The following is a 21,243-nucleotide window of genomic DNA, read 5'->3' on the forward strand; positions in this document are numbered from 1 at the left end:
GTTTCTTTAGGATTTATCTCATCAGATGATTACTTGTGCCAATTGTTTGGTCTCTAAATGATAAGCGATATCGATTGTATGAGGTTAGCAATGCCGTCAGGAAGTGAAGAACCGCAAAGGGATCCCGCGCTTAAGCGTAAAGCCTGGCTGGCGGTCTTTCTTGGCTCTGCCCTATTCTGGGTGGTGGTTGCTCTTCTTGTCTGGAATTACTGGGGTTGATTATGGTCATGACGGTGCGTACAGAAGCGAGAAAAGAGATGTGTCAGCTTCGTGACAATGCTCACAAAGCCCGTAAGGCGCCAGCAACCAGCGTGCCAGCTTCCTGGAAACTGACGCCGCAGCAGCAGGCCTTTATTGATGTGTTCGCGGAAGACGAACCCAAAAAACAATAATTTTGATTTTTGCGTAATGATGCAAATAGTCTGAATATAGACTGTGCACTTTTGTACTCCTTAATAAATACACATCAGCAATATAGAACGAGGGCAGACCTCGCAACCTTAAATAATTAAAGTCTGGTGTCCCTATGATGAATAACATGACAACCGTAAAATACTGGTCATGGCTCGGCGTATTCTCAGCGTCGATCCTCTTCTGGTGTCAGCTCCTCTGGCTGGCCTTGCACTAAATCGTAAAACCTCGCCACGGCGGGGTTTTTGTTTTATCCCTCGCGTTGGACCATTCCTAAATTTATCAATTTGGGTTGTTATCAAAACGTTACGACATCTTTGTGTTATCTTTAATTACAGCCCTGATGATTGTCAGGACATCCCTGTTTTTAAGGAGGAGCTTATGTCGTTAACCCTACGCGAAGCCAGTAAGGACACATTACAGGCGGAAAATAAAACCTGGCGCTACTACAGCTTACCGCTGGCTGCCAGAACGCTTGGGGACATTTCGCGGTTACCCAAGTCGTTGAAAGTCTTACTGGAAAACCTCTTGCGCTGGCAGGATGGCGACTCGGTTACCGAGGAGGATATCCAGGCTCTGGCAGGGTGGCTTAAAAATGCTCATGCAGACAGAGAAATTGCCTATCGCCCGGCCAGGGTGCTAATGCAGGATTTCACCGGCGTGCCAGCGGTGGTGGATTTGGCAGCTATGCGTGAAGCCGTTAAGCGTCTTGGGGGCGATACTGCTAAGGTTAACCCCCTGTCCCCGGTAGACCTCGTCATTGACCACTCCGTCACCGTCGATCACTTTGGTGACGACGATGCTTTCGGCGAAAACGTCCGTCTGGAGATGGAACGTAACCATGAACGCTACGTATTTCTGAAATGGGGTCAGCAGGCGTTCAGCCGCTTCAGCGTTGTTCCACCGGGCACCGGCATTTGTCACCAGGTCAACCTGGAATATCTCGGCAAAGCCGTCTGGAGTGAATTGCAGGATAAAGAGTGGGTGGCTTACCCGGATACGCTGGTGGGTACCGATTCACACACAACCATGATTAACGGCCTTGGCGTTCTGGGCTGGGGCGTCGGTGGTATTGAAGCGGAAGCGGCCATGCTCGGCCAGCCGGTATCAATGCTCATTCCCGATGTGGTGGGCTTTAAGCTGACCGGTAAATTGTCCGAAGGCATTACCGCCACGGATCTGGTTCTGACGGTCACCCAGATGCTGCGTAAGCATGGCGTGGTGGGCAAATTCGTTGAATTTTATGGCGATGGTCTGGATTCACTGCCGCTGGCGGACCGGGCCACCATCGCCAACATGGCTCCGGAATATGGCGCGACCTGCGGCTTTTTCCCGATTGATAGCGTTACGCTGGAGTATATGCGCCTCAGCGGTCGCAGCGAGGAGCAGGTGGCTCTCGTTGAGGCTTATACCAAAGCGCAGGGCATGTGGCGTAACCCGGGTGACGAGCCGGTATTTACCAGTACGCTGGAGCTGGATATGGGCACAGTTGAGGCAAGCCTCGCAGGGCCAAAACGTCCGCAGGACCGCGTCGCCCTGAGCAACGTTCCGAAAGCCTTTGCCGCCAGCAATGAGCTGGAAGTTAACGCCGCACAAAAAGATCACCGTCCGGTGGACTATGTTCTGAACGGGCATCAGTATCAGCTCCCTGACGGCGCCGTGGTGATCGCCGCTATCACTTCCTGTACCAACACGTCCAACCCGAGTGTGTTAATGGCTGCCGGGCTGCTGGCAAAAAAAGCGGTAGAGCTGGGGCTCAAGCCACAGCCTTGGGTTAAAGCCTCCCTGGCGCCTGGTTCGAAAGTGGTATCCGATTACCTGGCACAGGCCAGACTCACGCCTTACCTCGACGAGCTGGGCTTTAACCTGGTGGGCTACGGCTGTACGACCTGCATCGGTAACTCTGGTCCACTGCCTGAACCTATTGAAATGGCGATCAAGCAGGGGGATTTGACCGTTGGCGCGGTACTTTCCGGTAACCGAAACTTTGAAGGGCGTATTCATCCGCTAGTGAAAACCAACTGGCTGGCCTCGCCGCCGCTGGTTGTAGCCTATGCGCTGGCCGGAAACATGAACATTAACCTGGCGACCGATCCGATTGGTCACGATCGCAAAAATGAACCGGTCTATCTGAAAGACATCTGGCCATCATCGCGCGAAATTGCGCGCGCGGTAGAGAAAGTTTCCACCGAGATGTTCCGCAAAGAGTATGCGGAAGTGTTCGAAGGCACAGCGGAATGGAAAGCGATCGACGTGGTGGGTTCCGATACCTATGACTGGCAGGATGATTCCACCTATATTCGCCTGTCGCCATTCTTCGACGAAATGCTGGCGGAGCCTGCACCGCTGAAAGATATTCACGGCGCGCGCATTCTGGCGATGCTGGGCGATTCCGTCACCACCGACCATATCTCCCCTGCGGGTAGCATCAAGGCGGACAGTCCGGCAGGTCGGTATCTGCAAAGTCGTGGCGTGGAACGTCGCGATTTCAACTCCTACGGTTCGCGCCGCGGTAACCACGAAGTGATGATGCGCGGGACCTTTGCCAACATCCGCATTCGCAATGAAATGGTCCCAGGCGTGGAAGGGGGTATGACGCGCCACCTGCCGGATACAGAGGTCATTTCAATTTATGACGCAGCCATGAAGTATCAGCAGCAGGGTACGCCGCTGGCCGTTATTGCCGGTAAAGAGTACGGCTCCGGTTCCAGTCGCGACTGGGCGGCAAAAGGTCCGCGTCTGCTCGGGGTTCGCGTGGTGATTGCCGAATCCTTTGAACGTATCCACCGCTCAAACCTGATCGGGATGGGGATCCTGCCGCTGGAGTTCCCGCAGGGCGTAACGCGTAAAACGCTGGGTTTGACCGGGGAAGAGCAGATTGATATCAGCGGTCTGCAAAATCTGCAACCGGGTAAAACCGTTCCGGTGAAGTTAACGCGCGCAGATGGAACGACAGAAGTGCTGGATTGCCGGTGTCGTATTGATACGGCAACAGAGCTGACCTATTATCAGAACGACGGCATTTTACATTATGTGATTCGTAAGATGTTGGACTGATAAAACTCGCCCGGCACATGTGCCGGGCGTTTTGCGTTTACTCGCTCAGCAGATGCCCCATTTTGGCAGCTTTGGTATCGAGGTAGTGCGCGTTTTTCGGGTTGCGGCCGACAATCAGCGGTACGCGTTCCACAATATTGATGCCCGCTTCAGTGAGGATTTCCACCTTTTTCGGGTTATTGGTCAACAGACGCACTTCGTCCACGCCCAGCAGCTTGAACATATCCGCGCACAGGGTGAAATCGCGCTCGTCAGCAGCAAAGCCGAGCTGATGGTTCGCTTCGACGGTATCGTAGCCCTGATCCTGCAACGCGTAGGCGCGGATTTTATTCAGCAGTCCAATATTGCGACCTTCCTGACGGTGATACAGCAGAACGCCACGTCCTTCCTCTGCGATATGAGAAAGGGCGGCTTCAAGCTGAAAACCGCAGTCGCACCGCAGACTGAACAGCGCGTCACCGGTCAGACATTCTGAATGAACGCGGGACAGCACCGGCGTTTGCCCCGAAATGTCGCCGAACACCAGGGCGACGTGATCTTGCCCGGTTGCCAGTTCTTCAAAACCCACCATCAGGAAATCGCCCCATGGGGTTGGCAGTTTGGCTTCTGCCACACGTTTAAGCTGCATGTGATTCTCCAGACCAGGCTGACACGTTTCGTGCCTTTGCCCCATTATGCTTTCTGTATCGGACTATTTTGCCACAAGCCCGGCAACTTCACCTAATCACCACCACGCTTTACAAACGTTAAACGCACAATCCGACATATCCACCAGAATGATGAAATTCAGTTATGATTGTGGTGCTTAGTGAAAAAGGAGAGGACATGCTTTCAATTGCCAGACGAACGGCCGCAGGAGCTGCCGTATTGCTCGTTATACCCCTGGTCGTTTGGTTCTCCGGCTGGATGTGGCAGCCCGGACAAAACGAGACGTGGCTGAAAGCCTTATACTGGATAACCGAGACGGTCACCCAGCCGTGGGGGATTATTACGCACGTGCTGCTCTGTGGCTGGTTCCTGTGGTGCCTGCGCTTTCGCCTTCGCGCGGCGCTGGTACTGTTCGCTATTCTCGGCGGCGCCATACTTATCGGGCAAGGGGTGAAGTCGTGGGTCAAGGATCGTGTGCAGGAACCCCGTCCTTTCGTCGTCTGGCTGGAAAAAACGCATCATGTTCCGGTGGATGAGTTCTACAATTTAAAGCGTAAAGATCGCGGTGCGTTGGTAAAGGAGCAGCTTGCAGAACAGCAGGATATCCCGACCTTTATACGCAAACACTGGCAAAAAGAGACCGGCTTTGCGTTTCCTTCCGGGCATACGATGTTTGCTGCCAGCTGGGCGCTACTTGGCGTGGGACTGCTGTGGCCGCGTCGGCGTACCCTCACGATTGCGATTTTGCTGGTCTGGGCGACAGGCGTAATGGGCAGCCGGATGCTGTTGGGGATGCACTGGCCGCGTGATTTGGTGGTGGCAACGCTGATCTCGTGGGTACTGGTGACGCTGGCGACCTGGCTTGCACAACGTTTTTGCGGACCATTGACGCCGCCGCCGGAAGAGAAGGAAGAAATAGCCGAAAGGGAGTCTGGCGGAACCTGAAGGTTGATATTCCGCATTTTGACCATAAATCCATGTTGGGCGCGTTACTTTTTCCATTTCGCGCCCGCCACTAAAATGGTAGCTTATAAGGCTGATTGCAGTGAGTTGAACACGCTTTATACGCTCGAACCACATAACGGGAAGTCATGTGAAATATTTACTCATTTTCTTACTGGTGTTGGCGATTTTTGTCATTTCAGTCACATTGGGCGCGCAAAACGATCAACAGGTAAGTTTTAACTATCTGCTGGCGCAGGGCGAGTACCGGGTGTCGAGCCTGCTGGCGGTGTTATTCGCGGCGGGTTTTGTCATCGGCTGGCTTGTATGCGGCCTGTTCTGGCTTAAGGTTCGTGTTTCTCTTGTTCGCGCTGAACGTAAAATTAAACGACTTGAACATCAACTTACGCCTGCGTCTGACATTCCGGCGAGCTCTGGTGTGCCGGTAGTCAAGGAATAATCGAATATGCTGGAGTTGTTGTTTCTGCTTTTGCCTGTCGCCGCAGCCTATGGCTGGTATATGGGCCGCAGAAGCGCGCAACAAACAAAACAGGATGAAGCAAACCGACTCTCCCGTGACTACGTAGCGGGGGTGAACTTCCTGCTGAGCAATCAGCAGGACAAAGCGGTGGATCTGTTCCTCGACATGCTTAAAGAGGATACCGGCACCGTTGAGGCGCATCTCACCCTGGGAAACCTGTTCCGCTCGCGCGGAGAGGTTGACCGTGCCATTCGTATCCACCAGACCCTGATGGAAAGCGCTTCGTTGACCTATGAGCAACGGTTGCTGGCCGTGCAGCAACTTGGGCGGGATTACATGGCCGCGGGGCTTTACGATCGCGCCGAGGATATGTTCTCTCAGCTGGTGGATGAGACGGACTTCCGTATCGGTGCGCTTCAGCAGCTTTTGCAAATCTATCAGGCCACCAGCGACTGGCAAAAAGCGATTGATACTGCTGAACGGCTGGTCAAACTCGGTAAAGACAAACAGCGCGTCGAAATTGCCCACTTCTATTGCGAGCTGGCTCTCCAGCAGATGGGTAGCGATGACATGGATAAAGCCATGGCATTGTTAAAGAAAGGCGCCGCGGCCGATCGCAACAGCGCGCGCATCTCGATCATGATGGGGCGGGTCTTTATGGCTAACGGTGATTACGCCAAAGCCGTGGAGAGCCTGCTTCGCGTTATCGATCAGGACAAAGAGCTGGTCAGCGAAACGCTGGAAATGCTGCAAACCTGCTATCAGCAGTTAGGTAAGCAGGACGAGTGGGTTGCGTTTCTGCGTCGCTGCGTTGAAGAAAACACCGGTGCCACAGCCGAGCTGATGCTGTCCGACGTCGTTGAAGAGCACGAAGGGAGTGATACCGCCCAGGTATACATTACCCGTCAGTTGCAGCGTCATCCTACCATGCGGGTATTCCATAAGCTGATGGATTACCACCTTAATGACGCAGAAGAAGGGCGCGCTAAAGAGAGCCTGATGGTGCTGCGAGACATGGTGGGTGAGCAGGTGCGGAGCAAACCGCGCTATCGCTGCCAGAAATGCGGCTTCACCGCCTATTCGCTTTACTGGCATTGCCCTTCCTGCCGGGCGTGGTCCACCATTAAGCCAATCCGAGGTCTGGACGGGCAGTGATTTTTTAAAACTCCGCATTTTAGTTACAACATACTAATGGTTACAGTGATTTCGTCAGCACCGTGCGGTCTGGGGTTCGGCAGGAAAATCATTCGATTCTGTTCATTTACCCCGAGGGCAGGTAGAATGCACGCCGTTTATCTGTTCCGCGCCGCTGCGCGCCCATAGACGAAAAGGGCTGGTCATGACGTCTGTTACATCCTCCACTTCCCGCGTAGTTACCGATTCTCCCGTAGTTGTTGCTCTGGATTACAATAACCGTGACGCCGCACTGGCCTTTGTTGATGGCATTGATCCCCGCGATTGCCGTCTGAAAGTAGGCAAAGAGATGTTTACGCTGTTCGGCCCACAAATCGTCCGCGATCTGCACCAGCGTGGCTTCGACGTTTTCCTCGACCTGAAATTCCATGATATTCCAAATACCACTGCGCACGCCGTAGCTGCGGCGGCTGAACTGGGCGTGTGGATGGTTAACGTTCATGCATCCGGCGGGGCACGCATGATGACGGCTGCGCGCGAAGCGCTGGTGCCGTTTGGCAATGACGCTCCGCTTCTGATCGCCGTCACCGTGCTGACCAGTATGGATGAATCCGACCTGCGCGATCTGGGTGTGACGTTGTCACCTGCCGAACACGCGGAGCGTCTGGCGCGCCTCACGCAACAGTGTGGTCTCGATGGCGTGGTCTGTTCGGCTCAGGAGGCGGTTCGCTTCAAATCTGAGCTAGGCCGCGACTTTAAACTGGTAACGCCGGGCATCCGTCCGGCAGGCACCGAGTCTGGGGATCAGCGACGCATCATGACGCCAGAGCAGGCGCTGAGCGCGGGTGTAGACTATATGGTGATTGGTCGCCCGGTGACGCAATCCGCTCATCCGGCAGAGACCCTGAAAGCGATTAATGCATCACTGAAAAAGGGGGCATAATGCGTGACGCCAACAGTCGTCTGGTCTATTCAACGGATACCGGGCGCATTGAAGAGCCAAAAGAGAAAGCTGAACGTCCGAAAGGCGATGGTATCGTGCGAATTCAGCGCCAGACCAGCGGCAGGAAAGGTAAAGGGGTTTGCCTTGTCACTGGCATTGATCTGGATGATGCAGACCTGGTAAAGCTCGCCGCTGAACTTAAAAAGAAGTGCGGATGCGGTGGGGCAGTAAAAGACGGCATTATTGAGATTCAGGGTGATAAACGGGATTTAATTAAAACGCTGCTGGAAGCCAAAGGAATGAAAGTTAAACTGGCGGGCGGCTAAAATAAATGAGCCACGGACATTGCCGTGGCTCTTTTTTTTACGTGCGTAAGTCAGACCTGAAAATACAAAATATATTATTATACCGGTGAGAGCCGTTATGGTGATTATTTGCCCACCTGGTGACCGATAACACCACCTACGGCAGCACCACCTAATGTACCCAGCGTACTACCATCCGTTAATACTGCACCACCAAGCGCACCAGCACCGGCACCAATCGCGGTGTTACGGTCACGTTTAGACCAGTTAGAGCAAGCGCTCAGGGACATTGCTACAGTGATTGCCAGAACAGCGGCGGCTAATTTTTTGCTGGTAAAGGTCATAATACTTTCTCCTGAATTATCGATTCACGGAAAGGAATGCACTTTAAGTATAGACAATATCCATACTTAAATTCTGTTCCCGTGAAAGCTGGTCGCGCAGGTGTTTCATCATCACGCAGGTGATAGTCACTTCCTGTTATATCGCTAATATTAATTTTACGTGTTTAGAACGGTTTCAACAGGTAAAAACTCTTAAAGGCAGGGTCAGAATACTCTCAGAGAAAGGTTTAAGTGCGCCCATTATTCGGGCGCAGCAGGATAATCAGGCCGTTTTTTTCACGATATCGACAGTCAGGCCGTCTTGTTCTAATTGCTGGCGATATTCATCGCGCAAACGCTCATCCGTAATCACACGGCTGAAGCGTGAAGCCGGACCCATCGTATAAGGGTGTACGGCGCCAAACTTAGAGCTGTCGGTCAGCACTATCGCTTCACACTCTTTGGCGAGCACTGCGTTAACCACGTCTGTACGCATCATGTCGCGACCGGTAAAGCCGGTGTCGGGCTGCCAGCCGTCAATACCAATGAATGCCTTACTGAAGTGAACCTGCTGAACATATTGACGCGTTAATGGCCCCACCATGCTTTCGCTTTTCTTCTGGTAAATGCCGCCCAGCAGTATCACCTCGCACTGAGTTTCCTTCAACAGATGGGCGATATAGCTGCTTACGGTGATGATGGTAACGTCTTTTTGATCGGCGAGCGTGCGCGCCAGAAGGGCATTACTGCTGCCATTTTCAATAAAGACGGTCTCACCGTTATTCACTAAGGATGCAGCAAACTCCGCCAGCTCCCGCTTGAGCGCATAATTGTTCATCATGCGGGTTTCGACGTCGTCGCTGTCCAGTGGAACGGCATATCCGTGCGCACGCCGCAGGTAGCTCTGTTTTTCCAGCAGATTCAGATCCTGACGAATGGTGACTTCAGAAACGCCGGTGGCTTTAGCGAGATCGACCACGCTTACGCGTCCCTGATCGATCACCATCTGCAAAATGATTTGTTGTCGGGAATTCATAGCATCCATTTAAAAGGCAAGGGCGGAAACGACGTGGCTACACTTCCCACGGGGCTTTAGGTTGAGTGGATTCTGGAGCGTTATCAGCGCCGTTCTCAGCCAGCAGTTCAGACTTGAGGATTTCAAGGTTACGGATAGCAGAGTGATAATCGCCTGCGACAAGAATATCCAGCACAGTATCAATACGCTGTGCCACGGCTGTTGCATCAATGTTAGACATAAGCTCACCCTGAAGCGAAAAGTTAATATTATCAATGATGCAGAAAATTGATTCAAAAGAGAAGGTAAAAAATGCAATAACCAAAGTTCATAAATGAAAGTGATAAATTTGGCCCCCGTATGCTGCGGGTTGTAGGGGTGGATTAGTCTAAAACTGCGCGCAACGCGCTTTTTATAAGAGGAATTCGACTATGACAGTTATCAACCAGACAACCTGCACATTGTTTACTGATGCTGAACGATTCACTCAACTGGCGGCTTATTATGAGGCCGAACGGCGTACGGTGTGGATGATGTTACGTGCCACGCCACGGCCTTGCTTCAATCATGCGCTGATCGAGGAGATCATGAATCTCTCCTGGCTGGTTCGACAGTCCGGATTTGTCGTTGATTTTTGGGTCACCGGATCGCTGGTCCCCGACATCTACAATACCGGCGGTGATTTACAGTTCTTCGTTGAGTGCATCAAAAACAACCGACGCGAAGCGTTACGCGCCTATGCCCGGGCCTGTGTGGACTGCGTTCATGCCGCCTCGCGAGGGTTTGATACCGGTGCTGTCACGCTGGCTATGGTGGAAGGAAGCGCGTTAGGGGGCGGGTTTGAAGCCGCGCTGGCGCATCATTTCATTCTGGCCCAGCGCGATGCCCGATTAGGCTTTCCGGAAATCGCGTTCAATCTGTTCCCGGGCATGGGCGGCTATTCACTGGTGGCGCGTCGCGCCGGCATGAAAATGGCGGAGGCGCTGATCTACAAAGGTGAGACGCATACGGCGGAATGGTATGAGCAGTATGGTCTTGTGGATCTCTTATTCGAGCCGTTACAGAGCTATGTTTCGGTGCGGACGTTTATCGACACGCTACAGCCGAAGCTCAACGGCGTAAGGGCCATGCTGCGTGCGCGTACGCGCGTGCTGCCACTTCCGCGAAGCGAGCTGATGGACATTACTGAGGATTGGGTTGATGCCGCCTTCTGCCTTGAACCGAAGGATATCGCCTACATGGAGCGGCTGGTTATGCTGCAAAATCGCCATCAGGCGACGGGCTTACGCAAAGCCAGCTAACGGACATTTCTGGCCTGATAGCGCTTTAGCCATCGCTCGAATGCGGCAGCGGGCATGGGCTTAGCAAAAAGATAACCCTGCCGTTCGTTGACGCCATTCTTCGTCAGAAAGGCGTCTTCTTTTGCACTTTCCACCCCTTCAGCAATGACCTGCAAATTTAACGCCTGCGCCACGGCGACTATCGCACGCACCAGCGACTGTGAAATGGACTGCTTATGGATGTCCCGCACGAAAGCCTGGTCAAGCTTAATGGCATCGATAGGGAAGCGCGCCAGCTGCGACAGGGAAGAGTACCCCGTACCAAAGTCATCCAGGTGAATTTGCGCTCCCAGGCGGCTAAACTGCTGGATCACTGACAGGGCCAACTCTTCATTTTCAATGAGACAGCTTTCGGTCAATTCCACGTCAATCGGGCAGTATTCAAAACTCAGGTCTTTCAGCGCCTGCTTCAGGTCGCTGAAGATGGTCTGGTCCGCCAGCTGACGGGCGGAGACGTTGACCGCGACGCGAAGGTTGATCCCCTTGTCGCGCCATTTCGCCACCTGGCGCACCACATCAAGCATAACCCAGCGGCCCAGGGGCACAATCAGCCCTGACTCCTCAGCATAGGAGATAAATTCCATCGGCGGGATCAGGCCACGCTCTGGCGACTGCCAGCGCACCAGCGCCTCCAGACTTCTGACTTCGCCGCGCCAGGTTATTTTGGGTTGGTAGTGGATTAACAGCTGATCGTTATCCAGCGCTTTACGCAGGTTGGTATCCAGCCACAGGTATTCAAATACGCGCTGGTTCATCTCTGGCGAGAAGACGCAGAATTTGCCCCGGCCATTTTCTTTGGCGGTGTACATGGCGGTGTCGGCATTACGAATGACGCTTTCGCGATCGTTACCGTGCTGGGGCGCAAGCGCGATGCCCAGCGAGCAGCCGGTGTAAACCTCTATCAGCCCGATGCGGAAAGGCTGACGAAGTCGGGTCAGTATGCGCGATGCCATGGCTTCCAGCGCGCCCTGCGAGGTATCGGTGGCCAGCACGATAAACTCATCCCCACCCAGGCGCGCCAGGATTTGTCCTTCGTCCAGGCAGCTCAGGATCGCCAGCGCAACGGCCTGTAGCAGCTGGTCGCCAAACATATGCCCATAGGCATCATTCACTTTTTTAAAGTTATCCAGATCGAGATAAACCACGCCTACCTGGGTGTCACCCCGAGCGGTGATGGCATCAGAGATCAGCTCATGGATGGCGTTTCGGTTAGGCAAACCGGTAATCGTATCCGTATTGGCGAGTACGCGCAGGCGCTCCTGGGCCCGACGCTCTTCGGTTATATCGGTACCTGAACAGATGAGGAAGATTTCATTTTTCCCGCTGCCGCTGTGAACAAATTTATTTCTGAAGAGAAACAGGCGCTGCCCTTTGCGGGTCTTGATCCAGCGTTCAACTTCGTACGAGCTGCCGTTACGAAAAAAACCGGTGATGTTGCGTTTGGAGGCCGCGGCTTCGCTACGACTCATAAACAGTTTGAACACGTTTTGCCCGATAACTTCCTGTTCCTTCAGGCCCGTATATTCTTCACTTAAACGGTTGAAGCGCTGAATATTCCCGTTCTGGTCGAGGATCACAATCACGGAGTTAGCTTCGGACACTACCTGTTCGGCGAAGGAGAGCCCCTGCGCCAGGTCCCGCGCCACGGAAGGAGTATCGTTCCAGGCTGATGCCGTTCCTGCCCACTCATTTTTGTTAATTTTACGGCCGACAAGATGAACGGGAACGTCCACACCGTACAAGGGCAGGGTCATGGCAATGCTGGAGGTTATCACGGTGAGCTGGCGGATCAGCGCGGCCTGCTCATCATCCAGCGCAACCACCTGAATGATGTCAGCGCTTTCACTGGCAGCAAGATGCAGAGCATTGCTGTCTGCTGTCAGTCGCCACCAGGGGCTATGCGTACCCATGTAACGAAACAGCAAATTCTGCTCCAGATCGTCCATCACGTTTTCTCCCGCGGCTGCTGAGTAGCGCACAAATTATTCATTTGCAGTCGACAATGACGGCTCTCTTTTACTGTAGATAATTCTGGCGAAATGTGGCGATGGGAAACAGAAAAGTGTGAGAAAAAACGATGATTTTGCGGGAGATAATTCAGGTGAGAACTCCCGGCCACCCCTTAACGGAACGGCCGGAAGTTTACGCGGTTATCAGGCGGCAGGGCGCGCGATAATACTGCGGGTTTCCATGCGCACTTCAGCGATGGTGACATCAATCACGTCAGTGACCTTGTAAACCGTTTCGCCTTTAATTTGCACGGTCCCGTTTTCCTGGCTACAAACCAGTTCGTCGCGAACGGCATGCAGGAACGGGGCAGGAATAAAGGCAACGGCGCCATTATCCACCAGACGAACGCGCATACCGCCGCGGCTGATGTCAATGATTTCAGCCGGGAAACGGGTGTCAGTCCCTGCCTTATCATTCAGGAAGCGCGCGTACAACCAGTCGCCGACATCACGCTCCGCCATACGGTTGAGACGGCGACGTTCTGCCATCTGCAATGTCGTATCATCCTGTGGGCGGGCAACTGATTCCCCTTTGATGATCGCTTTCAGCAGACGATGGTTAACCATGTCGCCGTACTTACGGATCGGGGAGGTCCAGGTCGCGTAAGCCTCAAGGCCAAGGCCGAAGTGCGGGCCTGGCTCGGTGCTGATTTCCGCAAAGGACTGGAAGCGGCGAATACGGCTGTCAAGGAACCCTGAAGGCTGCGCGTCCAGCTCGCGGCGCAGTTTGCAGAAACCTTGCAGGGTCAGCACTTCCTCAGGATCGACGTGTACGTCATGGGTTTTCAGCAGGGCAGCCAGCGCTTCGGTGTTCGCCGGATCAAACCCGGTGTGCACGTTGTAAATGCCAAAGCCTAATTTGTCGCGCAGCACGCGGGCGGCACAAATGTTGGCGGATATCATCGCTTCTTCAACGATGCGGTTGGCAATACGGCGCGGCTCAGCGACGATATTCAGCACTTCACCTTTTTCACCCAGCACAAAACGGTAGTCCGGACGATCTTTGAAGACCAGCGCGTGAGTTTGACGCCATTCGCTGCGGCTCAGGCAGACGCGGTGCAGCAGACGAATTTGTGCGGCAATGTTGTCGGACTCAGGTTTCCAGCTACCCGTGTTCTCCAGCCAGTCGGACACGTCGTCATAGGCCAGCTTGGCTTTGGATTCGATGGTGGCGGCGAAGAATTCAATATCTTCTTCAATGGTACCATCAGCCGCAATGGTCATCCGACAGGCCAGCACCGGACGCACTTCATGCGCACGCAGCGAGCAAAGATCGTCGGAGAGTTCACGCGGCAGCATCGGAATGTTAAAGCCCGGCAGGTAGTTGGTGAACGAGCGCACTTTGGCCATCTCGTCCAGCTTGCTGCCTTCGACAATCCATGCGGTAGGGTCGGCAATGGCGACGGTCAGATGCAGTTTGCCATCGGCTGTATCTTCGGCATACAACGCATCGTCCATATCCTCGGTGCTGGCGCTGTCAATGGTGACAAAGTCCAGCGCCGTCAGATCGCGACGTTCCAGACCTTCGTCCTGCATTTCAGTCGCCACGCCCTCAGGCGCTTCTTTTTCGAGGTTGTGGCGCGCCAGCGTCACCCACCATGGGACGAAATGGTCGTCGCCGAAGGTAATGTATTGGGTAAGCTCGGCGTAAAAACCGCGATCGCCTTTTAAAGGATGACGGCGCATCTCAGCAACCGCCCAGTCACCCTCAACAAAATCATGCTCAACGCCACGCGCGGCGCGGCACGGAATAGCATCTTTCAGGAGAGGATGGTCCGGCACGACAGAAAGACGATCGTCTTTTTTATGCACTTTCCCGACAAAGCGGGTCAGGAAAGGTTCGATCAGTGCTTCCGGCTCGGCAGACTCTCGTTCCTTTTCGGTATGAATAACGGCCGAAATGCGGTCGCCATGCATCACTTTCTTCATCTGAGGAGGCGGAATGAAGTAGCTCTTCTGCCCGTCAACTTCAAGAAAGCCAAAGCCCTTTTCCGTGGCTTTTACGACCCCTTCTGCACGCGGCGTCTGGGAATGCAGTTGCTGTTTAAGCTGCGCTAGCAGCGGGTTGTCCTGAAACATAATGTTCTATTTTCGTAGCCATTGAGCGGCTGACAGTTTTACGCGAATCTCACTGCTACAGCAAGCGCTCTTTAGGTAAAGAGTATGGTTATTCCTCTTTACCGAGCGCCACGCGCAGACGGTCCAGCCAGCCATAAAATGCATCTCGCGTAAGCAGGTTGATGGCCTTCTCTGGCGAGAGACCTGACCCGGTCAGGGGCGTTAACTGGGCGGCGCTAAAGCGATCCGGAGAGGCGACAAGCAGCGCACGAGCGGCTGAGAGCATCGAAGAGGCGGGACCTTCACTTCGCGGATGGTTAAGCAGAATTTCGCCCGTCAGATCAAGCAGCATCGGCTCATGACACAGCACAGGAGTAAGCGCTTCGAGTGCCGGTTCCGCCTGCCAGCGTGAGAGCGCCTCAAGCTGAAGCGCACTGGCATATTTTAGCTCAACCGCGGGTAGCGTGGCGGTCCATCTGCTGAAGCTGACCGGCAGCGTATGGGGCTGAATGTGATGCCCGGGCAGCCAGCGTACCGGATGGCCAAGCAATGCCTGAAATACCGCGACCACTCGCGCCTGAAAACCGACAAAGCCGATGATCTGGTTGATAAGCACAATGTCATACGTTGTGAGTCCAACCTCATCAAGCTGGTTTTGGGCTTTATCATCGATGACATCGGGTGAGCTGGCTAACTGGCGGGCATACTGGGTAATTTCTGCAAGGCGTCGATTGCTTTCCCGGGAGGAGTCCGGCCCCGGAAGAGGGGCGAGCAGAGCAGCGTAGTGGTTACAGAGCCGCTGAACGCCACACGCCTGGGCAACCGTTAATGCCGTGCTCAGCCTGTCGTAGGCGCTGAGCGTATGCAGACGGTTCACGGGAGTATCAAGCGGGAACAAAAGATGACAGAGGGTTCGGGCAGGCGTAAGCCAACAAGCACAGCTTGCGAGAATGTCATCGGGCAGGGCTAGATCGAGCAAAAAACGGTCGTTGACGTTAGCGGCTTCGGGCACCAGCGGCAGAACGTCCGTCTGCGAATGATTCGACTGGGTTTCATGATACCAGTGGCCTTTGCCGGAAAAACGGCGTTGTTCCATGGGCGTTCCTTGATCTCAAAATGGCGATCAATATCCTGGCGTAAGGCGGATGAGGGGAAAAATATTGTTAGGTGATAACAAATAGCTGAACGGAATAACGAGGGGCGGGGCGGGAGGAAACTCTCTTCCCTGGCGGGAAGAGAGTGACAAGCTTATTTGATTTCCAGCTCGTTCATTGCAGCGATGTTGAAGCCGCCGTCAACGTGAACCACTTCGCCGGAGATGCCCGCGGAAAGGTCAGAGCACAGGAATGCCGCAGAGTTACCCACATCTTCGATGGTAACGGTACGACGAATCGGGGTAACCGCTTCGCAGTGTGCCAGCATTTTACGGAAATCTTTGATACCGGAAGCGGCCAGGGTACGGATTGGACCCGCAGAAATAGCGTTAACACGCACGCCTTCAGGACCCATCGCGTTCGCCATGTAGCGCACGTTGGCTTCCAGAGACGCTTTCGCCAGACCCATAACGTTGTAGTTAGGGATAGCACGTTCTGCGCCGAGGTAGGACAGAGTCAGCAGGGCTGCGCCCGGGTTCAGCATCGCGCGGCAGGATTTTGCCATTGCAACGAAGCTGTAGGAGCTGATGTCGTGGGCGATTTTGAAGCCATCACGGGTAACCGCGTTCACGTAGTCGCCGTCCAGCTGGTCGCCAGGAGCGAAGCCGATGGAGTGAACAAAACCGTCGAATTTCGGCCATGCTTTTGCCAGTTCAGCAAACATGCCATCAATGCTTTCGTCTTGTGCAACGTCACATTCCAGAATAATGCTGGAACCCAGCTGCGCGGCAAATTCTTCAACACGGCCTTTCAGCTTGTCGTTCTGGTAGGTGAACGCCAGCTCAGCGCCTTCGCGATGCATTGCCTGTGCGATGCCGTATGCGATGGACAGTTTGCTGGCAACGCCAGTCACCAGAATGCGCTTACCGGAAAGAAAACCCATAGCTTTAATCCTTATATTCATTGCTTATTTTGCCTTGTAATTCATAGCGTTACAGGCAGTATTTCAAAATCATTCGAAATTAGCTCGAAATTATAGCCCACTCACAGCCCCATGTGTCACGATATTTCTCGCTCCTGCGCCGTGAATGGGCTCACGGAAGAGGTTGAACTGGCTCTTCATCAGGCTGTTTCGTGTGTATTTCAGCAGTATATCACCGCACGCGGGGTTCGCCTCATCCAACCAGCGGGCACCGTGACGCCGCCCTCATGCTGATGTGTCCAGCGCCTTTTGCGCAAAATGATCCGTTTAGCCCTTTAAACGCTTTAAAATTGCGCGAGGGTTGATAACGGCTATGCCATTTTGCGTCTTTATCTGTGTGCGGTAAGTAGGAAGATGAAAAATATTACGTTGGCCGAAAAACTGATCATGCTGTCAGGTACGGTGCTTTTTGCGCTTATGATCGCGGTGAATTCCTTTTGCGTGAATGATAATCCTGGTTTCAGGGTGCCTATGACCACCTATTTGATCGTCATGATTGCGCTGTTCTTTCTGGATACCATTATCTTTATTTTTATCCAGATGCTGTATGCCTCCGACCGAACGCGTTTTTCATTATTCATTCTGAGCCTGGCATTTCTTAGTGGGCTGGTTTATTTTATTGAGACGATCATTGTTATTCAGCTTCCGGAGCATGCTGGTTTTACCCAGGCGGCAAAAACCAACGATACGGCGGTATTCTATTTTTTCCGGCAGCTGAGCTTTATCGTATTACTGGCGCTGGCGGTCCGTGTGGAGAAAATCACGATACGATCTACGCTCAGATTCCGAAATAAGATCAGCATGACGTTAGCATTAATGATGTCACTGGTTATGTTTCCGATGCTGGCCCATTATCTCAGCAGCTACCATCCGGCCTGGACATTAACGATTGCAGCATACGAAGATGAACATCATCATCCTGTCTGGGATATCAGGTACGTAAACGTTCTGATCCTGCTCTGGTCGGCTTTACTTTGTTATATGATTTCAGTGACACGCCTGGCGTCCGGGATCTGGAACAGTATTATTGTGGTCTGCCTTTCCGCCATCGTTTACAATTTTTTCCTCTTACTGCTTGATACCTACAATCTGTCGCTCTGGTATATCAGCCGGGCAGTAGAGGTCCTCAGTAAATTATTTGTGATTTGTACCTTAATGTTCCATGTCTTTAACCTGTTGAAAATTTTCGGCGATCGGGTTGATCGCGATCCGCTTACTCAGATCTACAACCGTAAATATTTTTACGAGGCACTTCCGCGGATCCGCTCGCTCAGGACAGAAAAGGGGGCCAGCATCATGATGCTGGACATCGACAACTTTAAGTCGATTAACGATAACTGGGGCCATCTTGTGGGGGATCGCGTGATTCTGGCGGTCGTGGATATTATCAAAGACAGCATTCGCGATAACGACATCTTTGCCCGACTGGGAGGCGAGGAATTTGGTCTTCTGCTGCCGGATACGGACAGTAGGCAGGCTATTGCCGTCGCGGAACGTATTCGCCAGAACGTTCAACAGCGCACCGGGCCGGGCTACCATTATGCTCTCCCTGTAAAGGTCACATTAAGTATCGGCGTGTGCTCAGCCATTCAGAATAACGTCAACAGCAATGATATTATGCGTGACGTGGACGAGGCTTTGTATGAGGCTAAGCACAACGGTAAAAACAGAATCGTTACCAGACAGGCGGAATGCAGCTGAGGTTACAGGATGGGGATGAAAACATCAAAATCGACACGCTCATCGCTGTACGCATTAATTTTCATCAGGTAAATACCGTCGCGCAACGTTCGGCGTTTATTTACCATCGCCTTAACGAAGCCAATCTTGTTAAACGCGCTGTAGCTTTCCCAGCTACCGCTAAAGGGCATTCTTGCGTATCTCCCACGCACAACGCGGGATTTTTTATTTGTCACCGTGTCGCTTTGTAAAGCGTACGATATTAATACCTCGACCAGATACGATCGGCTTTTGCCTAACTCGGGGCGGCGGGGCATCAGAATAATTTTATCGATATCATGGCGGTTTTCTGTCAGGAGCTTTTTGATTTTTTTAGTAATATCATGCACCGAGGTATCAAAAAGATGATCGTGCTCGATAATTTCATGCGTATAGACAAACGTTTCATCTAGAAAGCAGACCTCGAGCTCAGGCGTTTCCAGTTCGCTTAATAAAAAAGAGGGCTGTAAGATGTCAAAATTCCACCCTCTGGCACATCTGTACTCAGAGGGTGTCAGCCCCATCATTTTTTTAAAGGCTCTGGAGAATCCCTGGCTGCTCTGGTAATGGAATAAATACGCAATATCCGTCACCGGAATCGACGTCATTCTCAGCATAATGGCGGCACGGCTTAACCTCCGTCGGAGAATATACTCACCTAGAGAGAGCCGATACTTCTCTTTAAACCATGTTTCGATGGTTCTTCTGCTGTATCCAATATCTGCAACCAAATCATCAATGTGTAAAATAGTAAAGTTATTTTCTTCTACCCAGGAGAGAATATAGTTACTGATGCTGTCTTTCATTTGTGCGTCAGTGATAGTTTAACGGTAAATCAGTTTGCTGCCAGATGTTAATTCGCGGGCGTAGGGATCCTGGCGATAACCTTAATTTCGAAATCAAAACCCGCAAGCCAGTTAACGCCTATTGCTGTCCAGTTTGGGTAAGGAGCGTGCGGAAATGCCAGTTTTTTCGCCTCCATGATGACGGGAAACTGGTTTTCAGGATCGGTATGAAACGTCGTGACATCAATCAGATCGTCAAAAGTACATCCCGCGGCTGCCAGGATCGCCCGTAAATTATCGAACGCCAGCTGCACCTGAGCGGGAAAGTCGGGTTCAGGTGTGCCATCGCTGCGGCTGCCAACCTGACCGGAAACAAATAACAGATCGCCAGAGCGGATTGCAGCTGAATAGCCATGCTCTTCATAGAGGGCATGTCGGTTAGCCGGGAAGACGGGATCACGTGAAGGCATGGCTTTTCCTTTTCTGTCAGAGGTATTGTTGTGCTTACGCGGTAGAAGTAACATACGCGATGTATGTGAAAAATGTAATTCACATACGTCGCGTATGTCAAATTATAGTTATCGCTTAATTAAGGAAGTCCCATGGCTACAAAACGTCGCGCTGAAACGGCCCAGGAAAATCGCGAGAAAATGATTCAGGCGGCGCGGAAGGCGTTTGCTGAAAAAGGCTATGCCGCAGCGTCAATGGATGAACTCACGGCAAGCGTGGGGTTAACACGCGGCGCGCTATATCATAATTTCAACGATAAGAAGGGATTACTGGCGGCGGTGGTCGCGCAGATAGACAGCGAAATGGCAGCAAACGCAAAAGCGATTGCCGCCGCCGCCGAAGATGACTGGGAGCGACTGCTGGCGGAGGGCATCGCCTATATCAAAATGGCGCTCGTTCCTGAAGTTCAGCGTATCGTCCTTCTTGACGGTCCGGCTGTTCTGGGCGACCCGGCGCAATGGCCCAGCCAGAACAGCTGCCTTGAGTCGACCCGTCAGACCATCGAAAAAATGATGGAGTGCAACGTAATCAAAAAGATGGATGCCAGAGTCGCAGCCCATCTGCTGAATGGCGCTGCTCTGAATGCGGCTCTGCTGATTGCCGCGAGTGATGAACCGCAGAAGACTCTCCCGCATGCCATAGAGGTGTTTACTCTGCTGGCAAGCGGGTTACGCAGCGGCTAACGATCTTTACGCCACGCGTCCGCCGTCAACGCTTCACCAAAGTGTCCGGCAATCAGGCGTTTCGTCAGGTCATGGAGCGGGGAGGCCAGTACGTCAGCGGTACTGCCGCGCTCGACAACTTCTCCCTGGTGCATCACCAGCACCTGGTCGCTTATGTGCTTCATCATGCCCAGATGCTGAGTCACGTAAATATACGAGATCCCCTGCTTTTCCTGTAACTCCAGCATCAGGTTAATGAGCTGCGAACGCATCGACATATCCAGCGACGCCAGCGCTTCGTCGGCGATGATGACCTTCGGGCGCAGGATCAGCGCGCGGGCCAGACCGAGACGCTGTTTTTGGCCCGGGGCCAGCATGTGCGGGTAATAGCTGACATGGTCGGGCAGGAGGCCTACCAGACGCAGGGTTTCGACAATCCGTTTGCGACGCGCTTCCGGCTCCAGGTCGGTATTCAACCGCAGCGGGAAATCCAGGATCTGGGAAATACGCTGACGCGGGTTCAGGGACGTCGACGGATCCTGAAAAATCATCCGGATGCGCTGACTGCGAAAAGAGTAGTCCCCAAATTCCAGAGGATGATCGTCAATCAGTATTTCACCGCCGCTCGGCTCGACCATACCCGCGAGCATTTTTGCCAGGGTCGATTTGCCCGAGCCGTTTTCACCGATAATCGCCAGCGTCTGCTTTTCGCGCAGCGTAAAGCTCAGCGGTTTAACAGCCTCGACGGTCTGACGGTGAAACAGGCCGGTGCGATAGCGAAAGGTCTTACTCAGGTTACGTACTTCCAGTAAGGTTTCGACCATT

The 21,243-nt window shown here is 53.1% G+C and carries 23 protein-coding genes; 12 read left to right on the plus strand and 11 right to left on the minus strand.

What is annotated here, in order from left to right:
* The first annotated feature begins 78 nt into the window (after window positions 1–78).
* From SK54_RS11880 to acnA, 4 genes are all read left to right on the plus strand, one after another.
* The gene (locus SK54_RS11880; protein ID WP_213083754.1) at window positions 79–219 is read left to right on the plus strand and encodes a YmiA family putative membrane protein; all 141 of its coding nucleotides are present in this window, start codon (window positions 79–81) and stop codon (window positions 217–219) included.
* 8 nt (window positions 220–227) lie between these two features.
* Window positions 228–392: a hypothetical protein gene (locus tag SK54_RS22655; protein WP_162183706.1), complete on the plus strand. Its 165-nt coding sequence runs from the start codon at window positions 228–230 to the stop codon at window positions 390–392.
* Between the two features lie 137 nt (window positions 393–529).
* On the plus strand, window positions 530–628 hold the full coding sequence (gene ymiC / locus SK54_RS22740) for a small membrane protein YmiC (RefSeq protein ID WP_032103392.1): 99 nt from the start codon (window positions 530–532) through the stop codon (window positions 626–628).
* Between the two features lie 164 nt (window positions 629–792).
* Complete coding sequence (gene acnA, locus SK54_RS11895; RefSeq protein WP_017693321.1) at window positions 793–3,468, plus strand: aconitate hydratase AcnA; 2,676 nt, start codon at window positions 793–795, stop codon at window positions 3,466–3,468.
* A gap of 37 nt (window positions 3,469–3,505) precedes the next feature.
* On the opposite strand, the gene ribA is transcribed toward acnA, so the two are convergent.
* On the minus strand, window positions 3,506–4,096 hold the full coding sequence (ribA, locus tag SK54_RS11900) for a GTP cyclohydrolase II (RefSeq protein ID WP_003856813.1): 591 nt from the start codon (window positions 4,094–4,096) through the stop codon (window positions 3,506–3,508).
* A gap of 197 nt (window positions 4,097–4,293) precedes the next feature.
* Here ribA and pgpB point away from each other — a divergent pair, with 197 nt between their 5' ends.
* The 5 genes from pgpB (at window position 4,294) to yciH (ending at window position 7,942) form a co-directional block, all read left to right on the plus strand.
* On the plus strand, window positions 4,294–5,061 hold the full coding sequence (pgpB, locus tag SK54_RS11905) for a phosphatidylglycerophosphatase B (RefSeq protein WP_045345097.1): 768 nt from the start codon (window positions 4,294–4,296) through the stop codon (window positions 5,059–5,061).
* 148 nt (window positions 5,062–5,209) lie between these two features.
* On the plus strand, window positions 5,210–5,518 hold the full coding sequence (locus SK54_RS11910; protein ID WP_003856817.1) for a LapA family protein: 309 nt from the start codon (window positions 5,210–5,212) through the stop codon (window positions 5,516–5,518).
* Window positions 5,519–5,524: 6 nt separating this feature from the next.
* On the plus strand, window positions 5,525–6,694 hold the full coding sequence (lapB, locus tag SK54_RS11915) for a lipopolysaccharide assembly protein LapB (protein WP_003856819.1): 1,170 nt from the start codon (window positions 5,525–5,527) through the stop codon (window positions 6,692–6,694).
* Between the two features lie 184 nt (window positions 6,695–6,878).
* Window positions 6,879–7,616 (plus strand): orotidine-5'-phosphate decarboxylase, encoded by a 738-nt coding sequence (gene pyrF / locus SK54_RS11920; RefSeq protein WP_048247241.1) that lies wholly within the window; start codon window positions 6,879–6,881, stop codon window positions 7,614–7,616.
* On the plus strand, window positions 7,616–7,942 hold the full coding sequence (yciH, locus tag SK54_RS11925) for a stress response translation initiation inhibitor YciH (protein ID WP_003856822.1): 327 nt from the start codon (window positions 7,616–7,618) through the stop codon (window positions 7,940–7,942). Before pyrF ends, yciH begins: the two co-directional genes overlap by 1 nt.
* Before the next feature lie 104 nt (window positions 7,943–8,046).
* Here the strand turns inward: yciH and osmB are convergent, their stop codons facing one another.
* The 3 genes from osmB to SK54_RS11940 all read right to left on the minus strand — a co-directional run bounded on the left by osmB (window position 8,047) and on the right by SK54_RS11940 (window position 9,500).
* On the minus strand, window positions 8,047–8,265 hold the full coding sequence (osmB, locus tag SK54_RS11930; protein ID WP_017384212.1) for an osmotically-inducible lipoprotein OsmB: 219 nt from the start codon (window positions 8,263–8,265) through the stop codon (window positions 8,047–8,049).
* A gap of 262 nt (window positions 8,266–8,527) precedes the next feature.
* A complete protein-coding gene (locus SK54_RS11935; RefSeq protein WP_048247243.1) occupies window positions 8,528–9,280 on the minus strand; it encodes a DNA-binding transcriptional regulator YciT in 753 nt (250 codons plus the stop codon).
* A 37-nt stretch (window positions 9,281–9,317) separates the two neighbouring features.
* Window positions 9,318–9,500 carry a YciZ family protein gene (locus SK54_RS11940; protein WP_003856825.1) on the minus strand — a complete coding sequence of 61 codons (183 nt, stop codon included), beginning with the start codon at window positions 9,498–9,500 and terminating at the stop codon, window positions 9,318–9,320.
* Between the two features lie 190 nt (window positions 9,501–9,690).
* Here SK54_RS11940 and SK54_RS11945 point away from each other — a divergent pair, with 190 nt between their 5' ends.
* On the plus strand, window positions 9,691–10,560 hold the full coding sequence (locus SK54_RS11945; protein ID WP_017384209.1) for a crotonase/enoyl-CoA hydratase family protein: 870 nt from the start codon (window positions 9,691–9,693) through the stop codon (window positions 10,558–10,560).
* Here SK54_RS11945 and pdeR read toward each other — a convergent pair.
* From pdeR to fabI, 4 genes are all read right to left on the minus strand, one after another.
* A complete protein-coding gene (gene pdeR / locus SK54_RS11950; protein WP_048247950.1) occupies window positions 10,557–12,548 on the minus strand; it encodes a cyclic di-GMP phosphodiesterase in 1,992 nt (663 codons plus the stop codon). The genes SK54_RS11945 and pdeR overlap by 4 nt on opposite strands.
* A gap of 204 nt (window positions 12,549–12,752) precedes the next feature.
* The gene (locus SK54_RS11955; RefSeq protein ID WP_047365568.1) at window positions 12,753–14,687 is read right to left on the minus strand and encodes an exoribonuclease II; all 1,935 of its coding nucleotides are present in this window, start codon (window positions 14,685–14,687) and stop codon (window positions 12,753–12,755) included.
* Between the two features lie 88 nt (window positions 14,688–14,775).
* Window positions 14,776–15,762 (minus strand): CMD domain-containing protein, encoded by a 987-nt coding sequence (locus SK54_RS11960; RefSeq protein WP_048247245.1) that lies wholly within the window; start codon window positions 15,760–15,762, stop codon window positions 14,776–14,778.
* 152 nt (window positions 15,763–15,914) lie between these two features.
* The gene (gene fabI, locus SK54_RS11965) at window positions 15,915–16,703 is read right to left on the minus strand and encodes an enoyl-ACP reductase FabI (RefSeq protein ID WP_047735488.1); all 789 of its coding nucleotides are present in this window, start codon (window positions 16,701–16,703) and stop codon (window positions 15,915–15,917) included.
* Between the two features lie 393 nt (window positions 16,704–17,096).
* Here fabI and SK54_RS11970 point away from each other — a divergent pair, with 393 nt between their 5' ends.
* Window positions 17,097–18,443 (plus strand): sensor domain-containing diguanylate cyclase, encoded by a 1,347-nt coding sequence (locus SK54_RS11970; RefSeq protein WP_048247247.1) that lies wholly within the window; start codon window positions 17,097–17,099, stop codon window positions 18,441–18,443.
* 2 nt (window positions 18,444–18,445) lie between these two features.
* On the opposite strand, the gene SK54_RS11975 is transcribed toward SK54_RS11970, so the two are convergent.
* Window positions 18,446–19,267 (minus strand): helix-turn-helix transcriptional regulator, encoded by an 822-nt coding sequence (locus tag SK54_RS11975; RefSeq protein ID WP_048247250.1) that lies wholly within the window; start codon window positions 19,265–19,267, stop codon window positions 18,446–18,448.
* 47 nt (window positions 19,268–19,314) lie between these two features.
* On the minus strand, window positions 19,315–19,716 hold the full coding sequence (locus SK54_RS11980) for a RidA family protein (RefSeq protein WP_023303828.1): 402 nt from the start codon (window positions 19,714–19,716) through the stop codon (window positions 19,315–19,317).
* 132 nt (window positions 19,717–19,848) lie between these two features.
* Between SK54_RS11980 and SK54_RS11985 the strand changes: the two genes are divergently transcribed.
* A complete protein-coding gene (locus SK54_RS11985; RefSeq protein WP_015570397.1) occupies window positions 19,849–20,439 on the plus strand; it encodes a TetR/AcrR family transcriptional regulator in 591 nt (196 codons plus the stop codon).
* Here SK54_RS11985 and sapF read toward each other — a convergent pair.
* Window positions 20,436–21,242 (minus strand): putrescine export ABC transporter ATP-binding protein SapF, encoded by an 807-nt coding sequence (sapF, locus tag SK54_RS11990; RefSeq protein WP_003856838.1) that lies wholly within the window; start codon window positions 21,240–21,242, stop codon window positions 20,436–20,438. The two genes, SK54_RS11985 and sapF, sit on opposite strands and share 4 nt — an antisense overlap.
* Between the last annotated feature and the right edge of the window lies 1 nt (window position 21,243).

The sequence above is a fragment of the Enterobacter sp. MGH120 genome (assembly GCF_001037725.1).
Classification (GTDB): Bacteria; Pseudomonadota; Gammaproteobacteria; order Enterobacterales; family Enterobacteriaceae; genus Enterobacter; species Enterobacter hormaechei_C.

Bases quoted from the DNA above. Each gene is read 5' to 3' on its own strand.
- SK54_RS11880 (WP_213083754.1), top strand. From the start codon at position 79: ATGAGGTTAGCAATGCCGTCAGGAAGTGAAGAACCGCAAAGGGATCCC.
- SK54_RS22655 (WP_162183706.1), top strand. From the start codon at position 228: ATGACGGTGCGTACAGAAGCGAGAAAAGAGATGTGTCAGCTTCGTGAC.
- ymiC (WP_032103392.1), top strand. From the start codon at position 530: ATGAATAACATGACAACCGTAAAATACTGGTCATGGCTCGGCGTATTC.
- acnA (WP_017693321.1), top strand. From the start codon at position 793: ATGTCGTTAACCCTACGCGAAGCCAGTAAGGACACATTACAGGCGGAA.
- ribA (WP_003856813.1), bottom strand. From the start codon at position 4,096: ATGCAGCTTAAACGTGTGGCAGAAGCCAAACTGCCAACCCCATGGGGC.
- pgpB (WP_045345097.1), top strand. From the start codon at position 4,294: ATGCTTTCAATTGCCAGACGAACGGCCGCAGGAGCTGCCGTATTGCTC.
- lapB (WP_003856819.1), top strand. From the start codon at position 5,525: ATGCTGGAGTTGTTGTTTCTGCTTTTGCCTGTCGCCGCAGCCTATGGC.
- pyrF (WP_048247241.1), top strand. From the start codon at position 6,879: ATGACGTCTGTTACATCCTCCACTTCCCGCGTAGTTACCGATTCTCCC.
- yciH (WP_003856822.1), top strand. From the start codon at position 7,616: ATGCGTGACGCCAACAGTCGTCTGGTCTATTCAACGGATACCGGGCGC.
- osmB (WP_017384212.1), bottom strand. From the start codon at position 8,265: ATGACCTTTACCAGCAAAAAATTAGCCGCCGCTGTTCTGGCAATCACT.
- SK54_RS11935 (WP_048247243.1), bottom strand. From the start codon at position 9,280: ATGAATTCCCGACAACAAATCATTTTGCAGATGGTGATCGATCAGGGA.
- SK54_RS11940 (WP_003856825.1), bottom strand. From the start codon at position 9,500: ATGTCTAACATTGATGCAACAGCCGTGGCACAGCGTATTGATACTGTG.
- SK54_RS11945 (WP_017384209.1), top strand. From the start codon at position 9,691: ATGACAGTTATCAACCAGACAACCTGCACATTGTTTACTGATGCTGAA.
- SK54_RS11955 (WP_047365568.1), bottom strand. From the start codon at position 14,687: ATGTTTCAGGACAACCCGCTGCTAGCGCAGCTTAAACAGCAACTGCAT.
- SK54_RS11960 (WP_048247245.1), bottom strand. From the start codon at position 15,762: ATGGAACAACGCCGTTTTTCCGGCAAAGGCCACTGGTATCATGAAACC.
- fabI (WP_047735488.1), bottom strand. From the start codon at position 16,703: ATGGGTTTTCTTTCCGGTAAGCGCATTCTGGTGACTGGCGTTGCCAGC.
- SK54_RS11970 (WP_048247247.1), top strand. From the start codon at position 17,097: ATGAAAAATATTACGTTGGCCGAAAAACTGATCATGCTGTCAGGTACG.
- SK54_RS11975 (WP_048247250.1), bottom strand. From the start codon at position 19,267: ATGAAAGACAGCATCAGTAACTATATTCTCTCCTGGGTAGAAGAAAAT.
- SK54_RS11980 (WP_023303828.1), bottom strand. From the start codon at position 19,716: ATGCCTTCACGTGATCCCGTCTTCCCGGCTAACCGACATGCCCTCTAT.
- SK54_RS11985 (WP_015570397.1), top strand. From the start codon at position 19,849: ATGGCTACAAAACGTCGCGCTGAAACGGCCCAGGAAAATCGCGAGAAA.
- sapF (WP_003856838.1), bottom strand. From the start codon at position 21,242: ATGGTCGAAACCTTACTGGAAGTACGTAACCTGAGTAAGACCTTTCGC.